Source organism: Variovorax sp. 679 (assembly GCF_003952185.1).
In the GTDB taxonomy this organism is placed as follows: domain Bacteria; phylum Pseudomonadota; class Gammaproteobacteria; order Burkholderiales; family Burkholderiaceae_C; genus Variovorax.
In genome coordinates, this window is the sequence record NZ_RXFS01000012.1 from 109,231 (window position 1) to 131,539 (window position 22,309).

Sequence of the window (22,309 nt, forward strand, 5' to 3'; positions counted from 1 at the left end):
TGCCCCACCGAAAGTCTTGACGGTTGTACATGTTGCCCCCTTGTTTACCGAGTTGTAGCCAAACGATACAACGCAAGAGGCTCCGGTGCGAATGCCTCGAAAGGCATACTTTCAAATTACTTTTGCAACTAAATCACGGTTTCAGGATTCCGGCGGCTCTGCAGGAGACGGGCGGTGCTGCCAGTACCGCGCGCGGCGCTCGCGCTCGCAGGCCACGTCGGTGGGCTGCGCACTGCTCCAATGCGCCGCGCCGCAGCGGATGTTTTCGATCAGCCGCACGCCGCGCTCCTGGTAGCGCACCGTCACTTCCTGCGCCGGGTGGCCGAAGCGGTTGCGGTATCCCGCCTGCACGAAGGCCATGCGAGGCCGGACCGCGTCGAGGAAGGCTTCGCCCGACGAAGTCCTGCTGCCATGGTGCGGCGCCAGCAGCACGTCGGCGCGCAGCAGTTGCGGCGTGCGCATGACAAGGGCGGTTTCCTGAAGCCGCTCGATGTCGCCGGCCAGCAGCGCCGCCGCGCGCCCGTTGCCGATGCGCAGCACGCACGACACGGCATTGGGTTTCGTGAAGCTGCGGTAGTCGCTCTCGAACGGATGCAGCACCTCGAAGCGCACGCCGTCCCAGGTCCATGCCTGGCCCGCCTCGCATCGCCTTGCCGCGCGCACCGCCTGCAGCGGATGCGCGGCCTCGATGGAACTCAGCAGCGCGGCCTCCGGCTGCATCGCGAGCACCGCGGGCGCGCCGCCGATGTGGTCGGTGTCGCGATGGCTCACCACCAGCGTGTCGAGGCGCTCGCCGTAGGCCCGCAGCAGCGGCACGAGCACCCGATGGCCTGCATCGCTTTCGAGGCTGTAGCGCGGGCCGGCGTCGTAGAGCAGGCTGTGCGTGGCGGTGCGCACGAGCACCGCGTTGCCCTGGCCGACGTCGGCGGCGAGCAGTTCGAATTCGCCCGCCGCTGGCCGGGGCGCCTGCCAGAGCAGCACCGGCAGGAGCAGTGGAACGCCGAGACCACGCAGCGACCAGGGCAGCCGCATGGCCAGCAATGCACCGCCGCCCACGCCGCAGGCGGCCATCCAGAGAGGAGGCGCCGCCATCGACAGCGTGGCGTGCGGCAACCCGGCCAGCCATTGCAGCAGCAACGCCAGCACCTGCACGGCCCAGGCCGCGAGGTCCCACAGCGGTGGAGCGACCACGCCGAGCATGGCCAGCGGCGTGATCACGAGCGTGACCCACGGGATCGCCACGGCATTGGCCAGCAGGCCGACCAGCGACACCTGCTGGAACAGCAGCAGGCTCAACGGCGTGATCGCCAGCGTGATGACCCATTGCTCGCGAAAGAACTGCAGCAGGCGGAAAGCTGCGCCCTTCTTCCGCTCGCCCGGCACCGCTGAGTCGGTGGCGAAGAGCACGCCCACCGCCACGAAGCTCAGCCAGAAGCCGGCCTGCATCAGGGCCCACGGATCGAGCGCGACCACCACGACCGCCGTCAGCAGCCACACATGCGGCCAGGGCCAGCGCCGGCCCGTGAGGCGCAGCAGCCCGACCGTCGCCAGCATCCAGACCGTGCGCTGCGCGGGCACGCCCCAGCCGCTGAAAAGCGCATAGAGCGTGGCCAACAGCACGCCGCCGACCAGTGCAGCCTGCTGCGCGGGCAGGCACAGCATCAGCCGCGTGCTGCGCCGCCAGAGCAGGCCGACGAGATGCGCGGCCAGCCAGGCGAACATCGTGACGTGAAGGCCCGAGATCGACATCAGGTGCGCCACGCCCGTGGCGCGGAACACGTCCCAGCCCGCGCGGTCGATGGCGCCCTGGTCGCCGGTGACCAGGGCCGCGATCACGCCCGCCCGGGCGCGGTCGGGCACGCGCTCGAAGACGGCGTCGCGCACGGCTTCGCGGGCGCGCTCGACGGGATGCCGCCAGGTGCTTGCCACCAGCACGGGCGCCGCATCGCGGGAGCCGGTCCGCACATTGCCGCTGGCGTGAAGGCCCTGTTCCCACATCCAGAGTTCGCTGTCGAAGCCATGAGGATTGCGGGTGCCGTGGGGCGCTCTCAGGCGCACCGTGAGTTGCCATCGCTCGCCGGCGTGCGGAGAGCCAGGAGCGTCCATCGACGGCATCCGGCTTTCGGAAGCCCGGCTCCACAGGCCGGAGCCTTCGGAATACCAGCCGAGGACGATGCGGTCGGGTACGTCGGGTTGTCCGGCCGCGTCCGGATCGGCCCAGCTCGCGGACTCGACATCGAGACGGAACCGCGTTCCAGCTTCATTGCGCTGGGGCATCTCCGACACGACGCCTGTGACCCGCAGGTCGCGTCCTTCGAGCCCCGGGTCGAGCGCACCGCTCGCATAGGCCGTCGCACGCCATCCAGCGAGCCCCGTGCCGGCCATCGCGCCGCACATCAAGGCAATGAACACGAGCACCCTGCCCGGCATGCGCCGCCACACCAGGCCAGCCACGGCCATGACCAGCAGGCCGACGTAAATCCATGTCGGCCAGAGCACCGGCTGCTGCAGCTGCAGGGCCGCGCCGAGCAGCGAACCACCCAGCGCGGCGAACGCTCCCGCCCCGCCCACGGCACCGCCGGACGCGCGCGACGGCGTCATCGGACAACTCCCGAAACCATGATGCAAACCCTCCCCAAGTCACGCTCAGTGGCGCGTTAATTGCTTTGGCATCTCGGCTAGTATGCGTCTCACCAGAGACATCTTCTCGATGCAATCTGCCAGCACTGCACACAAAAACGCATGTCCATTCACGCCGCTCTCCACCACGTCACCCACTACAAGTACGACCGCCTGGTGCAGCTGGGCCCTCAGGTCGTGCGCTTGCGGCCCGCGCCGCATTGCCGCAGCAACGTCATCTCGTATTCGCTGCGGGTCGAGCCGGCCGAGCACTTCGTCAACTGGATGCAGGACCCGTTCGCCAACTACCAGGCGCGGCTCGTGTTCCCCGAGAAGACGCGCGAATTCAAGGTCACGGTCGACCTCGTGGTCGAGATGGCGGTCTACAACCCCTTCGACTTCTTCCTCGAGCCGCAGGCAGAGAACTTCCCCTTCAAGTACACGCCCTCGCAGGCCGAGGAACTGGCTCCCTACCTCGTGGCCGATCCGGTCACGCCGTTGCTCGAGGCCTACCTCGACAAGATCGACCGCAAGGAGCAGCGCACCATCGACTTCCTGGTCGGCATCAACCAGCAGGTCCAGAAGGACGTCAACTACCTGATCCGCATGGAGCCCGGCGTGCAGACGCCGGAAGAAACGCTCACCAACGGCAGCGGCTCCTGCCGCGACTCGGGCTGGCTGCTGGTGCAGCTGCTGCGCCATTGCGGACTGGCCGCGCGCTTCGTCTCGGGCTACCTGATCCAGCTCACGCCCGACGTGAAGGCGCTCGACGGCCCCAGCGGCACCACGGTCGACTTCACCGACCTGCACGCCTGGTGCGAGGTGTTCCTGCCCGGCGCCGGATGGATCGGCCTCGACGCCACCTCGGGCCTCCTAGCCGGCGAAGGCCATATCCCGCTGGCCTGCACGCCCACGCCTTCGAGCGCGGCGCCCATCGAGGGCGGGGTCGACGAATCCGAGGTCGAGTTCGGCCACGAGATGTCGGTCACGCGCATCTACGAATCGCCGCGCGTCACCAAGCCCTACACCGAAGAGCAATGGGCCGAAGTTCTGGCCCTGGGCGATGCGGTCGATGCGCGCCTGAAGGCCGGCGACGTGCGCCTGACCATGGGCGGCGAGCCCACTTACGTGGCCACCACCGACCGCGACGCGCCCGAATGGAACACCGACGCCCTCGGCCCCACCAAGCGCGGCTACGCCACCGAGCTCGTGCACAAGCTGCGCGCCGAGTACGGCCAGGGCGGCTTCCTGCATTTCGGACAGGGCAAGTGGTACCCGGGCGAGCAGCTGCCGCGCTGGGCGCTGTCGATCTTCTGGCGCGCCGACGGCCAGACCCTGTGGCACGACCCGGACCTGTTCGCCGATGAGCGCTTTCCCACGCACTACACGAGCGAGGACGCGCGCCGCTTCACCACCGTGCTGGCACACAAGCTGGGCCTGACCGAGCGCTACATCCAGCCCGGCTACGAGGACATCTACTACTACCTCTGGCGCGAACGCCGCCTGCCCGTCAACGTCGACCCCTTCGACTCGAAGCTCGACGACGAACTGGAGCGCGTGCGCCTGCGCCGCGTGTTCACGCAGAAGCTCGACGCGGTGATCGGCTACATGCTGCCCATCGAGCCCGGCAATGCGAACGGCGATGCTCCCGCGCTCGCCGGCCCGGCCTGGAAGACCGGCCCCTGGTTCCTGCGCGACGACCGGCTCTACCTCATTCCGGGCGACTCGCCCATGGGCTACCGCCTGCCGCTCGACTCGCAGCCGTGGGCCAGCAAGGGCGACTACCCGTACCTGATCGAACGCGACCCGACCGCACCGCGCGGCGCGCTGCCGAGCTCGGCCGACTACCGTGCGCGCTACGCCGTGGGAACTGGCACTGGTGACGTCGGCAGCGCGGGCGCAGACCTTGGCGCCGTGCCCTATGCCTTCGGCACGCCGCCCGTCGTGCCCGCCTCGCTGCGCATGCAGGCGCCGGGCGATGCCGGCGAAAGCGATGCGGCCTCCCCCGACGACGCTACGGCCGGCAAATCGACCACGCGCCAGCCCCTGCGCGGCGAATCGGCCCACTGGGTCACGCGCACCGCGCTGTGCGTCGAAGTACGCGACCCGCGTCGCGCCAACGGCCCCGCGGCCGAGAAGAAGGGCAATGCCTCGGGCGTGCTCTACGTCTTCATGCCGCCGCTCGCGCGCCTGGAGGACTACCTCGACCTCGTCGCGGCCGTGGAAGCCACCGCGCGCGACCTGGGCGTGCGCATCGTGATGGAAGGCTATCCGCCGCCGCGCGACCCGCGCCTGAAGATGCTGCAGGTCACGCCCGACCCCGGCGTGATCGAAGTCAACATCCACCCTGCGCACAACTGGAAGGAACTGGTCGACCACACCGAGTTCCTCTACAACGCCGCGTTCGAAACACGCCTGTCGGCCGAGAAGTTCATGACCGACGGCCGCCACACCGGCACCGGCGGCGGCAACCACTTCGTGATGGGCGGCGCCACGCCCGCCGACAGCCCCTTCCTGCGCCGGCCCGAGCTGCTGGCCAGCCTGCTGCTGTACTGGCACAACCACCCTTCGCTGAGCTACCTGTTCTCGGGCATGTTCATCGGCCCGACGAGCCAGGCGCCGCGCGTGGACGAGGCCCGCAACGACCAGGTCTACGAGCTGGAGATCGCGCTGAAGGAAATCGCGAAGAACCGCGAGATCTACGGCCAGAACATGCCCGCATGGCTGGTCGACCGCACGCTGCGCAACATCCTGATCGACGTTTCGGGCAATACGCACCGCAGCGAGTTCTGCATCGACAAGCTCTACTCGCCCGACTCCAGCACCGGCCGCCTCGGTCTGCTGGAGCTGCGCGCTTTTGAAATGCCGCCGCATGCGCGCATGAGCATCGCGCAGCAGCTGCTGATTCGCGCGCTGGTCGCCCGCTTCTGGGACGAGCCCTACAAGGCGCCCGTCACCCGCTGGGGCACCGAACTGCACGACCGTTTCCTGCTGCCGACCTTCGTGAAGATGGACTTCGACGACGTCATCAGCGAGATGCGCCAGGCCGGCTTCGCCTTCGATCCCGACTGGTTCGCGCCGCACTTCGAGTTCCGCTTCCCGCTGGTGGGCCAGATGCAGGCCATGGGCGTGGAGCTCTCGCTGCGCAACGCGCTCGAGCCCTGGCACGTGATGGGCGAGGAAGGCTCTGCCGGCGGCACGGTGCGCTACGTCGACTCGTCGCTGGAGCGCATCGAGGTGCGCGTGACCGGACTGAACGAGAGCCGCCACGTCGTCACCGTCAACGGCAAGGTGCTGCCGCTGCAGCCTACCGGCGTGGCCGGCGAGTTCGTGGCGGGCGTGCGCTACAAGGCGTGGAATCCGCCCTCGTCGCTGCACCCCAGCATCAAGGCCCACGCGCCGCTGACCTTCGACCTGGTCGACACCTGGATGAAGCGCTCGCTCGGCGGCTGCCAGTACTTCGTCGCTCACCCGGGCGGGCGCAATTACGACACCTTCCCCGTCAACGCCTACGAGGCGGAAAGCCGCCGCCACTCGCGCTTCACGCGCACCGGCCATACACCCGGACTCATGCGCACGCCCCCGGCGACCATCGAGCTGCCGGGCAGCCGCGAATTCCCGTTCACGCTCGACCTGCGGCGTTAAGGGGACATTTAGCACATTGCCCGAACGGCCACCCCGTGACGGCAGTGTGACAATCCATCCCCTGTGGAACCTTTGAACGAATCCCTGTTCGACGCCCAGGCACTGGAATTTCCGGCGGCCCTGGCGTCGGCGCTCGCCCCGCCGGCCCTGCCCGGTCATTTCGATGAACTGCGCGGGCAGGCCACGCCGGCAACGCCTGCGCGGCCGGCAACGGGAGCTGCAGCGCCGGCCCCTGCCGCCCCGCAGCTCTACGACGCCGCGGCCGAACGGCCGGCGGTGCCCGGCCAGTCGCAGTCCCAATCGCAATCCCAGTCGCAGTCGTCCTCGCAGTCCCAGGCGCAGACACAGGCCCCATCCGGCGAACAGTCGCCGCTCACGCCCGCCTGGAACGCCTTCTTCGAACAGCTCGGCCCGGGCGGCTTCAACGACCTGCCCCGGCGCGCGGCCAGCCTGGAGCGGCAGATCCGCGACAACGGCGTCACCTACAACGTGTATGCCGACACCAACGGCCCGCAGCGGCCGTGGTCGCTCGACCTGTTCCCGCTGATCGTCTCGCCCGAGAGCTGGAGCCAGATCGAGGCCGGCGTGCTGCAGCGCGTGCGCGTGCTCGATCGCGTGATGGCCGATGCCTACGGCCCGCAGCAGCTGCTGGCCGAAGGGCTCATTCCACCGGCGCTGGTGCGCGGACACCCGGGCTACCTGCGCGCGCTGCACGGCGTGAAGCCGCCTGGCGACACCTGGCTGCACATCGCCGCCTTCGACCTCGCGCGCGGCCCCGACGGCAACTGGTGGGTGGTCTCGCAGCGCACCCAGGCGCCCTCGGGCCTGGGCTACCTGCTCGAGAACCGCCTCGCCATCGCGCGGCAGTTTCCCCAGGCCTTCGAGGCGCTGCACGTGCAGCGCCTGGCCGCCACCTACAGCGCCATGATGGAAGGCCTGCAGCGCATGTGCCCGGCCGGCGTGCCTCCGCACATCGCGCTGCTCACGCCCGGCCCGTACAACGAGACCTACTTCGAGCACGCGTACCTCGCGCGCTACCTGGGCGTCACGCTGGTCGAGGGCAGCGACCTCACGGTGCGCGACCAGCGGCTCTACCTCAAGACCCTGCAGGGCCTGCGGCCGGTGCACGGGCTCATCAAGCGGCTCGACGACCAGTTCCTCGACCCGCTGGAGCTGCGCCCCGACTCCACGCTCGGCGTGCCCGGCCTGCTGCAGGCCATTCGCGCCGGCAACGTGCTGGTGGCCAACATGCCGGGCTCGGCGTTTCTCGAATCGCCAGCGCTGCTGGGCTTCCTGCCGGGGCTGGCACGCCGCCTGATCGACGAGAAGCTCATGCTGCCCGCGCTGCCCACCTGGTGGTGCGGCGAGCGCGCCGCGCTCGAATCGGTGCTGCCGCAGCTGGCCGAGAGCGCCATCAAGCCCACCTACCCCGGCTTCGACGGCCGCGCCAGCTTCGACGCAGTGCTCGGCAGCCAGCTCGGCCGGCGCGAGCTCGACGAATGGGCCGGCCGCATCGTGCGCGAGGGCGACGTCCACACGGTGCAGGGCTACCTGCCGCTGTCGCAGATGCCCACCTGGGCCAACGACATGGGCCCGGGCCACATCGCGCCGCGCGCGGTGATGCTGCGCGTGTTCGCGGTGAGCGACGGCGCGCAGTCGTGGCGCGTGCTGCCCGGCGGACTGGCGCGGCTCACTGAGCCCGACGCGCAGTTCGCATCGATGCAGCGCGGCGGCAGCAGCGCCGACGTGTGGGTGCAGACCCATGGCGAGGTCGACCGCACCACGCTGCTGCAACCGCACAGCACGCCGGCCTCGCTCGCGCGGCACCGCGCGCCGGTCACCAGCCGCGCCGCCGAGAACATGTTCTGGCTCGGCCGCTACACCGAGCGTGCCGAGAACGCGGTGCGCCTCGCGCGCCTCACGCTCAGCCTGCTGGGCAGCGAAGACCAGTCCTCGCGTCCGCTGCTCGAATGGCTGCACCACATGGCGCTACGCAACGCGCTGGTGCCGGCCGGCGTGCCGAGCGCGCCGCAGTCGCGCCGGGTGTTCGAGCGCGCGCTCATCGCCGAGCTGGGCGACGTGGAGCGCGGCGGCAGCGTCGGCTTCAGCCTGCGCTGCATCCGGCAGGCCGCGGCCGCCGTGCGCGAGCGCCTGTCGCAGGACAACTGGAACCAGATCGTGCGCGCCGAGGCCGATTTCCTGCGCCGCGCGGCCGAGCAGGCCGACGAAGGCAGCTTCGCTTCCAGCGCCGCGCTGCGCGCCCTCGAGTCAGCCAGCACCGCGCTCGCCGCCATGACAGGCGCGCAGACCGACCGCATGACGCGCGACGACGCCTGGCGGCTGCTGTCCATCGGCCGCCACATCGAGCGGCTGGGCTTCCTGGCGAACGCGCTGGAGGCCGGCTTCGAGAACGGCGCGGTGCACGAGGTGAGCGGCTTCGAGGCCATGGTGGCCCTCTTCGACAGCACCATCACCTTCCACGCCCGCTACCAGCAGCGCCGCGACGTCGCCACCATGGTCGACCTGCTGGTGCTCGACGCCGAGAACCCGCGCTCACTCGCATGGGTCACGCAGACGCTGCGCGGGCGCATCGCACGGCTGGCCGGCAGCGCGCCGGGCAAGCTCACCGCGCTGTCGTACGAGCTGCCCGACCCGGCCGGCTGGACGCTCGAACACCTCTGCGCCGCCGGGCCCGAGGCCAACTATCCGGCCCTCGTCGAGCTGCTCGCCAACTGCGAGACGGCGGCCTACCATGTGTCGGACGCCATCGGCACGCGGTACTTCACGCTCACGTCCGAATCGCTACGCTCCGTCGGAGCGTGAACCGGTACTCCCCCATGCTTCGCGCGCTTCGTGTCGCTTCGCACACCCCCTCACCGGGGGCAACGCCTGCGGCCCGGCAAAGCCGGTTCCGCGGCGTTTCCCGATAAACCCCAAGGAGGCACCCATGCTCAAAAACAACATCAACCGCCGCTTCGCACTCACCGCCGCAGGCCTCTTCGCGGCTCTGGCCATCGCCGCCTGCGGCAAGCAGGAGCCCGCACCCACCCCCGCCGCCAGCGCGCCGCCCCCGCCGGCCGCCGCACGCGTGCTCGTGGTCGGCACCGACGCCGCCTACACGCCCTTCGAGTCGCAGAACGACAAGGGAGAGATCGTGGGCTTCGACATCGAGGTGGTGAAGGCCGTCGCGCAGAAGGCCGGCCTGGAAGTGAAGTTCGTCAACACGCCGTGGGAAGGCATCTTCAACTCGCTCGACCAGGGCGACCGCGACCTGCTGGTGTCGGCCATCACCATCACCGACGAGCGCCGCCAGACGATGGACTTCTCGCAGCCCTACTTCGACGCGCGCCAACTCATCGCCGTGAAGAACGACTCGCCGATCACGAAGTTCGAGGACATCAAGACGCTGAAGGTCGGCGTGCAGAACGGCACCACCGGCGACGAGGTCGTCGGCAAGCTGCTGGGCAAGTCGAGCACCGCCATCAAGCGCTTCGAGTCGACGCCGCTGGCGCTCAAGGAACTGGAAGCCGGTGGCGTGCAGGCCGTGGTGGCCGACAACGGCGTGGTCGTGCACTACCTCGCCAACAACACGGCCGGCGGCTTCAAGACCGTGAGCGACACGAGCTTTCCGGTCGAGAAGTACGGCATTGCGGTGAAGAAGGGCAACGCCGAGCTGCTCGCCAAGATCAACCAGGGGCTGGAGGCCATCCGCGCCGACGGCACCTACGCGAAGATCTACGCCTCGTACTTCGGCGCCGAGTCGAAGTAGGCAGGCGACGCACATCACCCAACGGGCACCGGCCATGCTGCTCCACGTCACTCATGAAACGCGCTACGAGTACTCGCCGCCGGTCGAGACGGCGCAGCATCTCGCGCACCTGAAGCCGCTGGCCACCGATTCGCAGCGGCTCGTGAGCCACAAGCTCGCCATCGAGCCGGCACCCGCGCAGCGCGGCGAGCTGGCCGACCTGTACGGCAACACGCGCGCCTTCTTCGCGCTCGAGGCCACGCACGACCGTCTCGTGGTCACGGCCGAGAGCGTGGTCGAGACCTCGGCGCCCGTGCTGTCGCCCGCCATCGCGCGCGACCTGCCCTGGGAGGCCGTGCGCGAGCGCTTCCGCTTCCGCAAGGACGCCACCTTCGACGCGGCCTCGGAGTTCGTCTTTCCCTCGCCCTACGTGCCGCGCCACGACGACTTCGTGTCCTACGCGCGCGCCAGCTTCGTACCCGGACGCCCCACCTTCGACGTGGCGATGGATCTCACCGAGCGCATGTACGAGGACTTCGCGTACGACGCCGAGAGCACCGAGATCAACACCCCCGCCGTCGAGGCCCTCGCGCAGCGCAAGGGCGTGTGCCAGGACTTCGCCCACATCATGATCGCGTGCTTCCGCACCATGGGCCTGCCCGCGCGCTACGTGAGCGGCTACCTGCTCACGCAGCCGCCGCCGGGCCAGCCCCGGCTGGTGGGTGCCGACGCCTCGCACGCCTGGGTGTCGGTGTACCTGCCCGGCGAGGACGACGGCACCGGCGGCAGTCCCGGCGGGTGGGTCGACTTCGACCCCACCAACGGCCGCCAGCCCGGCGAGGACTACGTCACCCTGGCCATCGGCCGCGACTACTCCGACGTGTCGCCGATGCGCGGCGTACTCCATGGCGGCGCGAGGCACACGCTGAGCGTCGGCGTGACCGTGCAGCCGGTGGGGGAAGTGGTCGATGGCCTGCCGCAAACACAGACACAATCGCCTTCCCAAGACAAGGAGTCTCCATGAGCGTTTACGACAAACTTTCCAGCCTGGGCATCACCCTGCCCCCCGTCTCCGCCCCCGCAGCCGCGTACGTGCCCTTCGTGCAGACCGGCAACCTCGTGTTCCTCTCGGGCCACATCGCGAAGAAGGACGGCAAGGTCTGGACCGGCCAGCTCGGCGCCAACATCGGCACCGAGGAAGGCAAGCAGGCAGCTCGCGCCATCGCCATCGACCTGCTCGGCACGCTGCATGCGGCCGTGGGCGACCTCAACAAGGTCAAGCGCATCGTCAAGGTGATGAGCCTGGTCAATTCGGTCGGCACCTTCACCGAACAGCACCTCGTGACCAACGGCGCGAGCGAGTTCTTCGCCGAAGTCTTCGGCCCCGAAAAGGGCGCGCATGCGCGCAGCGCCTTTGGCGTGGCCCAGATACCGATGGGCGCCTGCGTGGAGATCGAGCTGATCGCCGAAATCGGCTGATCGCGTTGACGCTGACGCCCGACGACCTCATCGCGCAGGCGATGCAGGATCCCGTCAACGCGGCGCTGGCAACCCGCCTCCCCGGCCTCGGGCTCGAACAGGGCTTCCTCACGGCCGGCTGCCTGTTCCAGGCGGCATGGAACCACACCAGTGGCCGGCCGCCGGGCTGGGGCGTGAAGGACTACGACGTCTTCTACTTCGACGACCGCGACCTGTCGTGGGAAGCTGAAGACGCCGTCATCCGCCGCGTGCATGAAGCCGTCGCCGACCTGGGCGCGACGGTCGAGGTCAAGAACCAGGCACGCGTGCACCTCTGGTACGAACAGCGCTTCAACGCGCCCTACCCGCGCCTTAAGTCCGCGCGCGACGGCATCGACCGCTACCTCATCGCCTGCACCCGCGTGGGCCTCGACCTGGCCGACGACTCGCTCTACGCACCCGACGGGCTCGGCGACCTGGCCGCCGGCATCCTGCGCATGAACCCGATGCTGCCGATGCCGCAGATGTTCGACGTGAAGGCGCGCGACTACCAGGCCCGCTGGCCGTGGCTGCGCATCGTCACTTGCGATTCCAGCTCGATACGGTGACGAACACACCGGTCTCCTTCGCGTCGCGGAGGCGGATGGTGTAGCGGCCCGCGCCGCTGGTGCCGCTGAAAACGGCCTCGCGGTCGCCGGCTTCCACGCTCGCCTCTTTGGCCAGCTCCCGGTAGGTGGCGATCAGGTCGTCGAATGCCGCGTAGCTGCGCAGCGTCACCTCGGCGTCGGGCCAGCGTGCGCCCTTGAGCTGAGCGTTCTGGCGGTCCGTGTACATCGGCTTGCCGGCCAGCCCCTTGGGCATCACGATCTTGCCGGCGCTGGCGGTGCTGTTCACCTCCGCCGCCTGGATCAGCAGCGGTTTCAACGAAGCCGGAAAGCCCGCCGGCAATTGCGCGTCGCGCCAACCCGGCGCCGTCGGCTGGCCCACGATGTACTCGACGCTGGCGATCTTCTGGGCGGCGGCAGCCTCCGCGGGGTCGTCGCTTTCCGCCATGAGCGCGTGGTACGAAGGCAGCACCCTGCTCCAGGCGACCAGCGGATCGGCGTCGGAAGGCTTCGCGCCGGCGGGATGAAAGACCGTCAGCACGGCCTGCGGCGCCGGGTTGCACACCTTGGGCTCGTCGCGCCCGGTGGAATCGCGGCAATGGCCGTTGACCAACCCCAGCGCCAGCAGGTGGCCTTCGCCGTCGAGCAGCAGCGCCGAGCGTTCCTCGCCGTGGCCCTCGCCGCTCACCGACGCGATCACCGTGCGACCGTCGGGCCAGACGGTGCGCGTGACGTCGAAGCGCGAGCGCATGCCGTCGAGCACCTGCGCGGCGATCAGCCTGTCGCCATCGGTATAGCTGCCGCGCGCGTAGCCGACCATGGCGATCACCGCGCCGCGGATCTTCGGCTGCTCGCTGAGCCTCGTCTTCGGCGGCGGCAGCTCGGTGGTCACCGGGGCCGCGGCGTCAGGCTGCGCAGCGTGCGCCGTACTGCCGAGTGCGCCGGCAAGCAGCAGAAGCGATGCGATGGCGCTCCTGCAAATCAGCGTGGCATTCATTCGGCGATCTCGATTTCGATGTTGGTGATGGCCGGCATGTCGCGCGGCGACTTGGCATTGACGGAGAAGGCAACGCCCGCACGGCTGCCGAGCACGTAGCCCGAGCGGCCTTCCAGTTCCGACTCCAGGTTGTCGAGCGGCGGCGACAGCTGCTTGTAGAACGCCAGCACCTGCTCGACGCTGTCGACGGTCTGCAGCCGCAGCACGCGCCTGGCCTTCTTGTCGCTCAGCGCATCTTGCCCGGTGCGGTAGATCACCGCGCTCGGATAAAGCGGCACGGCCGCTGAAAAACCCTTCTGGCGCACGACGGGCCGGGCCTTGGTGTGGGCCGCATCCATGGTCGTGTATTCGGTCTTCTCGAACTTCTCGGCCTCGCCGGAATCCAGGTCTTCCTTCGGCACCGTGCGGCTCCATTCGAGCAGAGGCTGTGCCTGCGCGCGGTCGATGCCCGGGCGCAGGAAGACGGAGAGCACGGCATGCTGGTCATCGCGGCAGCCTGTGCCCGACGAGCCGACGCCGCATTCGCGGTGCACCAGCGCAGCAGCCAGCACCTTGCCGCTGCGGTCGTCCACCAGCAAGGCCGCGCGCTCGCTGCCGCCATTCGGCATGCGGTACGAGGACAGCAGCCGCCGGCCGCCCGGCAAAGCCTGCTGCTGCCGATGGCGCGGCGATGCCAGACCCGCGATCAGCTGCTCGGCCAGCAACCCTTCCGGCCAGTAGTAGGAGCCGGACGCCATGCCGGCGAAGGCGGTCACGGCGCGGTCGAGCGCGGGGGCCTGCGTTGCTTCCGATGCCTTGGCGGCATCGGGTACGAGCACGAGTTGCGGGGTGGATGCGGCGCAGGCAGCGGAAAAGGAAAGCGCGAGAAAAGCCGAGGAAAGCGTGAGTCGGGATCCGAAATGCATCAGGGGGAAAAGAGAGAAGAAATGAGAAGGAGCGTTGCGCTCCGGACGGGCCGTGTGCGGCCGCGAAAGAAATGCGTCGGCGATTCTAGAAGGCGTCCGGCACGGCCGACCGAACGTTCATGCGAACTGCAGCCGGCGCACCGCCCACGTTCGTTCACACGGCGGCGGCGGCAATCTCGAGCTGCGTCAACCGCCGCGCCATGCGGCCTACAAAATTCTGCGTCACGTGCGGCAGCACACGCTGCGACGGCACCACGATGCCGACCTGCAGCTGGTCGAGCGCTGGCAGTTCGAAGGGCCGCCAGATCAGCTCACCGCGCTTCAGGTCCTCGATGAAGGCGATCTTCGAGAAGCACGAGATGCCCTTGCCGGCCCTGATCAGCCGCTTGAGCATGGGCGTCGAATTGCAGGTGGCGGCCGGCTCCATGTCGTCCCAGAACGAGGCGAACTCGGGCGACAGCGCGGCACTGATGACCGGGTGCGAGCTGGAGCGCAAGAACGGATAGCGCGCGCACTCCTTCAGCGACACGCGCGCATGGTTGGCCAGCGGATGGCCCGGCGGCATCACCACGCCGATCGGCAGGTTGGCCAGCGCCACCGCCGCCACGCCGCCGGGCAGCCGGCTCACGAAGGTCATGCCCACGTCGACCTGGCCCGACATCACCATCTGCGGCACGTCCATCGGCTGCACCGCGGTGATGGTGTACGTGACGGCCGGGAACACCTGCAGGAAGTCTTCCACCGCCGAGGGCAGAAGATCTTCGAAGAACGAATCCATCGCCGCCACCTTCACGTGGCCGGTGCGTTCGCCCTTGAGCGCATCGAGCTCGGTGCGCATCACCTGGTACTGGTGCAGCGTTTCCTGCGCGTGCTTGAGCAGCCGCTCGCCGGCCGCGTTGAGGCGCAGGCCGTTGGGCATGCGGTCGAACAGCTCCACGCCCAGTTCGTCTTCCAGCTTGTGGATCTGGCGGTTGACGGCGCTCGCCGCGACGAAGAGCCGCTCCGAGGCCTTGCGCACCGAGCCGCAGCTCGCGACCTCGATGAAGTACTTGAGGATGCTGGCATGCATCAGCCGGCCCTCCCGCAGGGTGCCCGATCAGCGGGGCAGCGCTGCAATGGCCGGGTGGTCGCACGCCACGCGCTTCGCATCGGCGCCGCCGGGCGAGCCGAGCCCGCTGACGTTCGCCGCGAAGAAGTCGCGGTTGATGGCCGTGAAATGTGCCATTTCGGGCGGCAGCCGAAGGTCTTCGTAGATGGCCTGCGTGGGACAGGCCGAGACGCAAACGCCGCAGTCGATGCATTCATCCGGGTGAATGTACAGAGTGCGCTCGCCTTCGTAGATGCAATCGACCGGACAGCACTTGACGCAGGCGCCGTCCTTGACGTCGATGCAGGCGCCGGTGATGACGTGGGGCATGGCACGTACCTTCGCTGACCTGGCTGGCCTAGCGACCCAGCCACTGCGGCTTGCGCTTCTGCTGGAAGGCCAGCACACCCTCGTCGGCATCCTGCGACTGCAGCGCAGCCACCAGCGCCGGCAAGCGCATGCGGTGCGCCTCGGCCGGCGCCAGCGTGCCGGTGCGACGCACCACCTGCTTGATCGCCTTGAGCGAGAGCGGCGCGCAGGCCAGCATCTGCTGCACCCAACGGTTCACGGTCGTGTCGAGTTCGGCGCGCGGCACCACCTCGTTGACCAGGCCCATCTCCAGCGCGCGCTCAGCCCTCACCCGCTGACCGGTGAGCATCATGCCCATGGCCTGGCGGTAGGGAATCTGGCGCTGCAGCAGCAGCATGCCGCCATCGAGCGGCAAACGGCCGACCAGCGGCTCGGGCAGGCCGAAGCTGGCTTCCTCGCAGGCCACGACGATGTCGCAGCCCAGCACCATCTCGAAGCCGCCACCCAGCGCAAGGCCGTTGACGCGCGCGATCACCGGCACGTCGAGCGTCTCGCGCAGCGCGATGCCGCCGAAGCCGCCGGGGCGCGCGGCGGCCCAGTACTCCACGCCCTTGAGGTTGGAGGTGTTCTTCAGGTCCGCGCCCGAACAGAACGCCCGCTCGCCCGCGCCGGTGAGCACGACCGCGCGGATGTCGTCGCGCGACTCGATCTCGGTCCAGACGCGCTGCAGCTCGGCCTCCGTCGGCAGGTCGACCGCATTGAGCACCTCGGGCCGGTCGATGGTGACCGTGGCGACGTGGTCGGCGACTTCGAAGAGAACGCTCATGCGTCGGCCTCCTCGATCAGCGCGCGGGCCTCGGCCAGCACCTCGACCGTGTGCTGCCCGAGCCTGGGCGGCTCGCGGCGCAGGCCGGCCTTGGCGCCCGACATCTGGATCGGGCTGCCGATGAACTTCAGCGCCCGGCCCGACGGCGAGCCGCCTTCGAGGATCATCCCGTTGTGCAGCGTCTGCGGATCGACGAGCGCCTCGCGCATGTCGCGCACCGCGGCGGAGAGCAGGTCCTGCTCCTCGAGCTTCACGAGCCAGTGCTCGCGCGTGTTGCTCGCAAAGCGTTCGCGGAAGACGTCGTGCAGCGCGGTCTTGTTGGTGAACTGCGCCGACAGCGTGGCGTAGCGCGCATCGAGCGACAGGTCTTCGAGCCCCAGCGCGGTGCAGATGTCGCGCAGCGGATTGGCCTTGAACGCGCCCACCAGCACCAGCGGCCCGGTCTGCGTGTCGAACACGCCCGACAGCGGCATGGCGGCCCAGTTCACTTCGGAGTCTTCCATCATCACCATGGCCGCCTCCTGCATCTGCATGGCCAGCATGGAGTTGTAGAGCGACACCGAGATCTTCTGCCCCTCGCCCGTGCGCTCGCGCTGCAGCAGCGCCAGCAGGATGCCCTGCACCATGTGCATGCCGGCCGTGTAGTCGGCCAGCGCCGTGGGGTAGATCGACACCGGCACCGAGGCATCGGCGCGCCGCGCCATCACGCCGGTGAGCGCCTGCGCGAGCACGTCCTGGCCGCCCTTGTGGGCGTAGGGCCCGGTCTCTCCGTAGCCCGTACCCACCGCGTAGATGATGCGCGGGTTCAGCCTCTTGCAGTCCTCGTAGCCCAGCCCCAGCCGCTCCATCACACCGGCGCGGAAGTTGTTGGTGACCACGTCGGCACCGGCGATCAGCGCCTTCACCAGCTCCATCTGCGCCTCGTCGCGCAGGTCGATCTCCACGCTGCGCTTGTTGCGGTTGAGGCTGCAGAAGATCGGGTTGTCCTCGCCCGCCACCGGCGCGAAGGTCGAGCGGCTCAGGTCACCCGCGCCCTTGCGCTCGATCTTGATCACGTCGGCGCCGTGGTCGGCCAGCATCTGCGTGCAGACCGGGCCCATCATCACCTGCGTGAAGTCGATCACGCGGATGCCGTCGAGCGGCAGTGCATCGGTCGTGGTCGTCATGCGGCCTCCTTCTCGAACGAACGGGCGATCGCCGGCACGTCGGCGTTCGGCCCCTTCTGGTCACCGGGGTCGGCGCCCTGGGCTCGCAACGTCTTCTGCAGCTTCGCGATGTCGACCTCGCGCACCGAGATGCCCGCGTTCAACGCCAGCGCCGCGGCCGTGCCGGTGGCCTCGCCCATCGCCATGCAGGGCGGGATCTCGCGCGAGATCTTCTGCGCGGCGGAGGTGGCCGAGTAGTGGCGCCCGGCCACCAGCAGGTTCTCGACGCTGCGCGGCAGCAGCGTGCGGTACGGGTAGTAGTAGTCGCGGCCACGCGCCACGCTGTCTTCGAAGCGCGTGCGCTGGGCGACGTCTTCCTTGGTCATCACGTAGGCGCCTTCGAGCAGGCGGGTCTGGCGGATGCCGGTCTGCGGCGCCATGTCGATCAGCGTGCACTTCGCAAAGCCCGGCAGCTTGGCACGCACGAAGTCGATCACCCTGTGGATGGTGGCGCGGCCCTGCACCTCGGCGCGCGTCAGATCGCTCACCTTCAGGCCGTCGAGCCCCGGCATGTGCGGGCAGTTGCACCACACCACGCCCGGCAGCGGCGTCTTGAGCCACCACGCCTCCCAGGCGCCGCCGAGCATGTGCTTGATCTCGCGGTCGAGCGCCTGCCAGGCCTCGGGCTCTTCGCGCTCGAAGCGCTCGGCCTCCTCGGTGTCGACGCCGCCGAGGCGGAACACGGTCGTCACGATGTAGCTGCCGCTGATGTGCGGCGCACCGGCCGACGCGGCCACGTCGAGGTCACCGGTGGTGTCGATCACCACCTTGCCCAGGATGGCCTCGCGCCCGCCCTTGGTCTCGCAGACCACGCCCCTGACCTTGCCGTCTTCGACCAGCGTGCGCGAGAACCACGAATGCAGCCGCAGCTCGATGCCGGCCTGCAGCACCATCTCGAGCGAGGTGCGCTTCCATGCGTCGGGATCGAAGGCGGCGGCGAAGCAGATCGGGTGCGGCTTCTCCTTGCTGTGAAAGTCGTAGGTGCCCCAGCGCTTCCAGCGGCGCACCGATTCGGGCAGCGTGCCCCATTCGTGCTGGCGCGGGTACTCGGCCAGTCCCAGCGCCGACATGCGCTCGATCATCTCCAGGCAGATGCCGCGCACCGAAATTTCCTGCTGGTGGCTGTCCCACATGTCGTCCAGCACCAGCACCATGCCACCCGAGGCCAGCCCGCCCAGGTGGTTGTAGCGCTCCAGCAGCGTCACGCTCGCGCCGTTGCGCGCGGCGGCCAGCGCCGCGGCCTGCCCGGCGGGGCCGCCGCCGACCACCACCACGTCCGATTCGGCTGCCACGCGCACGTCGTGCGCGGGCTCCTGCATCCAGTCGCCAATACGGCTCATAGAACTATCTCCTGTTGAAATGTTTGGATGTGTGTGAAGTGCACCGGGCGCGTCAGTGCGTGCTTTCGGGCTGCCAACGGATGACCCACTTTTCCGCCAGCGTCACCAGCAGGAAGAACAACCCGGAGAGCGTTGCGCTCATCACGATCGCGGCATAGAGCAGCGGCGAGTCGAAGTTGAAGGTGGCCTGCAGGATCATTGCGCCGATGCCCACCGTCGCACCCACCCACTCGCCCACCACCGCCCCGATCACGCACATCGACGCCGCGATGCGCAGGGCCGAGAACAGGTATGGCAGTGCGTTGAGCAGCCGCAGGCGGAAGAAGATCTCGGTCTTGCTGGCCGACAGCACGCGCATCAGCTCCATCGCCTGGGGATTCACCGACTCCAGCCCGCGCACCATGTTCACCAGCGTCGGGAAGAAGCACACCAGCGCGGCGATGGTGATCTTCGGCTCCACGCCGTTGCCCATGATGAGCACCAGCACGGGCGCCTTGGCCACCAGCGGCACGGCGTTGAACATCAGCACCACCGGGAAGAAGATGTCCTGCAGCGTCTTGTTGTGCACGAAGATCGTCGCGACGACGATGGCCGCGAGGTTGCCCAGCACGAAGCCGCCTGCCGCCTCGAAGGCCGTGGGCAGCAGGTTGTCGAGCAGCACGTCGCGCTTGGCGTAGAGCGTCTCCAGCACGGCCCACGGCGTGGGTGCGATGAAGGGCTTGACGCCGAACGCGACGATCACGGCCCACCACAGCAGGATCAGCCCGACGATGCCCAGCGCCGGCAGGATGCGGCGACGCCAGATGCGCTTCTGCCGCGCGGCCGCCCAGGCGATGTACTCCGGGTCGGCCGAGGCCGCCGGCGCGCCGAGCGCGCCCGGCACGGCCGAATCGATGGAACGGGTATTCATGGCTTCGGCCTCAGCAGGTTTCCAGCACGCGCCGCAGGTGGCTCGTGAGTCGGACGAACTCGGGTGTCTCGCGCATCTCGAGCGTGCGCTCGGCGGGCAGCTCGACCGGCACGATCTCGCGCACCCGCCCCGGGTTGGCGGCCAGCATCAGCACGCGCTGGCCGAGGAAGGCGGCCTCGTGGATGCTGTGGGTGACGAAAAGAATGGTCACGCCGGTCTCGCGCCACACGCGCAGGATCTCCTCGTTGAGCCGGTCCCGCGTGATCTCGTCGAGCGCACCGAAGGGCTCGTCCATCAGCAGGATCTTCGGGTCGCTCGCCAGCGCCCGCGCGATCGACACGCGCTGGCGCTGGCCGCCCGACATCTCGTGCGGGAAGGCGTTGACGCGGTCCTTCAGGCCCACGAGTTCGAGCAGCTCCAGCGGCGAGCGGCGGCCCTTGCGCCCTGCCCCGCCGCCCACCTGAAGCGGCAGCTCGACGTTCTGCAGCGCGGTGCGCCAGGGCAGGAGCGCCGCGTCCTGGAACACGAAGCCGATGTCACGGTTCTTCCGCGCGGCCTGCGGCGTGGACGACAACACCTCGATGCTGCCGCGGCTGGGCGGCAGCAGGTCGGCCACCACGCGCAGGAAGGTCGACTTGCCGCAGCCGGAAGGCCCGAGCAGTGTGAGGAACTCGCCCTGCGCCACCTCGAGATCGAGGCTCTTGATGGCGGTGACGTCACGGCGCTCGGTGAAGAAGCGCACGCCGATGTCGCGGCAGGCGATGGCCGGGGGAGCGGAAAGAACGGCGGCCATCGCGCGTCAGCCCTTCATGGCCCGCGCGGCGGCGGTCGCCTTCAGCGCGTCGAGCGAGATCACGTCTTCCACCTTGGGCGTGCGCGCGGTGAACTGGCCCAGCTCCGCATAGGTGGAAATCTGCTCCTGCCACACGGCCGGGTCCATCGCACCCCAGCCCTGGGTCTGCGCCGCGCCGCCGAAGGCGTACTCGAGCATCGCGTCGACCGCCACGCGCTCGTCCTCGCGCTTGAGGTTCGGGTATTCCTTCACCAGCATGTCGACCGCCTGGTCGCGGTTGGCGCGCACGTGATGCCAGCCCTTGGCGGTAGCGCGCAGGAAGGCTTCGATGACCTTGGGCTGCGTCTCCAGCGTCTTCGTCGATGCGTAGTAGGGCAACGCATAGAGGCGCACGCCCGCATCCCACTGCGTGAGCGTGGCGATGTCGGGGCCCAGCACCTTGATGGCGGTGGTGTTGGTGAGCCAGCCCGTCACCACGTCGACCTGCCCCGTGAGCAGCGGCGACATGTCGGCGCCGATGGTGACCACCTTCACGTCCTTCTCGGCGATCTTGTTCTTCGCGAGCAGCGCACGCAGCAGGATGGCCGCCGTCGACGGGATGCCCACCCGCTTGCCGACCAGGTCGGCCGGCTTGCGCACCGGGTTCTTCGCCAGCGAGAAGTAGGTGTAGGGATGCTTCTGCGCGCCGACGGCGAAGCACTTGATCGGCAGGCCCTGCGACACGGCCAGCATGATCGACGGGCTCGACGAGACCTGCCCCACTTCGTAGCGGCCCGAGGCGATGATGGCCACGCCATCGATGTTCGGCCCGCCCGGCTGGATCGCGAAGTCGATGCCCTCCTGCTCGTAGAAGCCCATGCGCTTGGCGACCACCTCGCCGATCTGGTTGCCGCCGACGATCCACCCCAGCTGCATGTTGATGCGCGCCTTGCCCTGCGCGAAGGCACCGACCGAGAGCAGGCCGCCTGCGGAGAGTCCGCCGGCGATGAGGGAGGTCTTGAGAAGACTTCGGCGACCGGGATCGCGGAGATGGGCCATGGCGGATTCCTTTTCTTCGATGCAATGAGGTGAAGGCATTCGGCTGTGCGTGTGTGCCGGCCTGCGATGCAGCGAGGCATCCGTGGGGCCAGCGAGGCGAATGCTAGGAGCGGGGTGCGAGCGCACCAAGCACCGTTTTTCGCAACGGGCGAACTAAAAAATAGTTCTCCTTGCGCGCCCCCAATGACATTGCGGTGCATGCGCCGTTGCGGCGCGCACCATCTTCGGGAAAACGATTAGGGCCTGCTGGCCCGCTCAGGCGTCCTGACGGGAAGCGGGGGCATGTACCGCCGCACGGCGGCGGTCCGCCATGGCTGCCGGCTTGGCGCGTCGCGCACCCGGCGTCCTCGGATGCCGCGGTGCAACGACGACGGGCCGCGGCCGCTGCTGCTGCTCCGACTGCTGCCGATGCGCCTCGAAGCGCGCTTCCTTCTGCTTCAGGTAGTGCATCAGCACATGCGAAACCATGTTCAGCCCGAAGGTGCCGAACGCGGCAGGAATGATGTAGAGCGCGATCGACAGCTCCGACGAGAAGACGATGTCGTCAGCCAGCGAAGGCGTGGCCTGGGCCTCGAGAGAGAGTGCGCGCAGCACGAAGATGTCCACGCCCGCCAGCACGATCAGCAGCAGCCCGAAGGCGAACACGGTCTTCTTCGAGAACTCGCGCCGCACGAACAGCGTGATGAAGATCGCCGCCGGAAATATCAGCGAGCACAGCACCAGCAACCAGAAGCGCACCTGCGTGAAGACCGTGACGTCCGACGGAATATGCATGGAGCAGATTGAGCCACGAGGCCCGCCCGGGAATTTGTCCGGCAAGTGAA

18 protein-coding genes are annotated in these 22,309 nt (G+C 68.9%); 6 read left to right on the top strand and 12 right to left on the bottom strand.

All coding sequences use genetic code 11. The features are described from left to right. Positions 1–141 precede the first annotated feature (141 nt). Positions 142–2,601 (bottom strand): DNA internalization-related competence protein ComEC/Rec2, encoded by a 2,460-nt coding sequence (locus EJO71_RS27715; protein WP_125951862.1) that lies wholly within the window; start codon positions 2,599–2,601, stop codon positions 142–144. A gap of 141 nt (positions 2,602–2,742) precedes the next feature. Here EJO71_RS27715 and EJO71_RS27720 point away from each other — a divergent pair, with 141 nt between their 5' ends. From EJO71_RS27720 to EJO71_RS27745, 6 genes are all read left to right on the top strand, one after another. Further along, positions 2,743–6,264: a transglutaminase family protein gene (locus tag EJO71_RS27720; protein ID WP_125951861.1), complete on the top strand. Its 3,522-nt coding sequence runs from the start codon at positions 2,743–2,745 to the stop codon at positions 6,262–6,264. 63 nt (positions 6,265–6,327) lie between these two features. After that, positions 6,328–9,087 (top strand): circularly permuted type 2 ATP-grasp protein, encoded by a 2,760-nt coding sequence (locus tag EJO71_RS27725; RefSeq protein WP_125951860.1) that lies wholly within the window; start codon positions 6,328–6,330, stop codon positions 9,085–9,087. Positions 9,088–9,211: 124 nt separating this feature from the next. Then, a complete protein-coding gene (locus EJO71_RS27730; protein WP_125951859.1) occupies positions 9,212–10,033 on the top strand; it encodes a basic amino acid ABC transporter substrate-binding protein in 822 nt (273 codons plus the stop codon). A gap of 34 nt (positions 10,034–10,067) precedes the next feature. Next, positions 10,068–11,036, top strand: coding sequence for a transglutaminase family protein (locus EJO71_RS27735; protein ID WP_125951858.1), 969 nt, complete (start codon positions 10,068–10,070; stop codon positions 11,034–11,036). After that, positions 11,033–11,491 carry a RidA family protein gene (locus tag EJO71_RS27740; protein WP_125951857.1) on the top strand — a complete coding sequence of 153 codons (459 nt, stop codon included), beginning with the start codon at positions 11,033–11,035 and terminating at the stop codon, positions 11,489–11,491. The genes EJO71_RS27735 and EJO71_RS27740 overlap by 4 nt, the downstream gene beginning before the upstream one ends. Before the next feature lie 5 nt (positions 11,492–11,496). After that, positions 11,497–12,078 (top strand): nucleotidyltransferase family protein, encoded by a 582-nt coding sequence (locus EJO71_RS27745; RefSeq protein ID WP_240651536.1) that lies wholly within the window; start codon positions 11,497–11,499, stop codon positions 12,076–12,078. Here the strand turns inward: EJO71_RS27745 and EJO71_RS27750 are convergent. The 11 genes from EJO71_RS27750 to EJO71_RS27800 form a co-directional block, all read right to left on the bottom strand. Then, positions 12,050–13,072 (bottom strand): hypothetical protein, encoded by a 1,023-nt coding sequence (locus EJO71_RS27750; RefSeq protein ID WP_125951856.1) that lies wholly within the window; start codon positions 13,070–13,072, stop codon positions 12,050–12,052. The genes EJO71_RS27745 and EJO71_RS27750 overlap by 29 nt on opposite strands. After that, on the bottom strand, positions 13,069–13,977 hold the full coding sequence (locus EJO71_RS27755) for a hypothetical protein (protein WP_240651535.1): 909 nt from the start codon (positions 13,975–13,977) through the stop codon (positions 13,069–13,071). The genes EJO71_RS27750 and EJO71_RS27755 overlap by 4 nt, the downstream gene beginning before the upstream one ends. A gap of 154 nt (positions 13,978–14,131) precedes the next feature. Then, positions 14,132–15,046, bottom strand: a complete 915-nt coding sequence (locus EJO71_RS27760; RefSeq protein ID WP_125951855.1) for a LysR family transcriptional regulator — start codon at positions 15,044–15,046, stop codon at positions 14,132–14,134. Positions 15,047–15,073: 27 nt separating this feature from the next. Then, positions 15,074–15,394 carry a ferredoxin gene (fdxA, locus tag EJO71_RS27765; protein WP_125951854.1) on the bottom strand — a complete coding sequence of 107 codons (321 nt, stop codon included), beginning with the start codon at positions 15,392–15,394 and terminating at the stop codon, positions 15,074–15,076. Positions 15,395–15,422: 28 nt separating this feature from the next. Then, positions 15,423–16,199 (bottom strand): enoyl-CoA hydratase-related protein, encoded by a 777-nt coding sequence (locus EJO71_RS27770; protein ID WP_125951853.1) that lies wholly within the window; start codon positions 16,197–16,199, stop codon positions 15,423–15,425. Continuing rightward, positions 16,196–17,365, bottom strand: a complete 1,170-nt coding sequence (locus EJO71_RS27775; protein WP_125951852.1) for a CoA transferase — start codon at positions 17,363–17,365, stop codon at positions 16,196–16,198. Before EJO71_RS27775 ends, EJO71_RS27770 begins: the two co-directional genes overlap by 4 nt. Beyond that, a complete protein-coding gene (locus tag EJO71_RS27780; RefSeq protein WP_125951851.1) occupies positions 17,362–18,744 on the bottom strand; it encodes an FAD-dependent oxidoreductase in 1,383 nt (460 codons plus the stop codon). Before EJO71_RS27780 ends, EJO71_RS27775 begins: the two co-directional genes overlap by 4 nt. A 52-nt stretch (positions 18,745–18,796) precedes the next feature. Continuing rightward, the gene (locus EJO71_RS27785) at positions 18,797–19,654 is read right to left on the bottom strand and encodes an ABC transporter permease (protein WP_125951850.1); all 858 of its coding nucleotides are present in this window, start codon (positions 19,652–19,654) and stop codon (positions 18,797–18,799) included. A 10-nt stretch (positions 19,655–19,664) separates the two neighbouring features. Continuing rightward, on the bottom strand, positions 19,665–20,447 hold the full coding sequence (locus EJO71_RS27790) for an ABC transporter ATP-binding protein (RefSeq protein ID WP_125951849.1): 783 nt from the start codon (positions 20,445–20,447) through the stop codon (positions 19,665–19,667). 6 nt (positions 20,448–20,453) lie between these two features. Beyond that, on the bottom strand, positions 20,454–21,485 hold the full coding sequence (locus EJO71_RS27795; protein WP_125951848.1) for an ABC transporter substrate-binding protein: 1,032 nt from the start codon (positions 21,483–21,485) through the stop codon (positions 20,454–20,456). A gap of 255 nt (positions 21,486–21,740) precedes the next feature. Further along, positions 21,741–22,259, bottom strand: coding sequence for a hypothetical protein (locus EJO71_RS27800; RefSeq protein WP_206169056.1), 519 nt, complete (start codon positions 22,257–22,259; stop codon positions 21,741–21,743). Between the last annotated feature and the right edge of the window lie 50 nt (positions 22,260–22,309).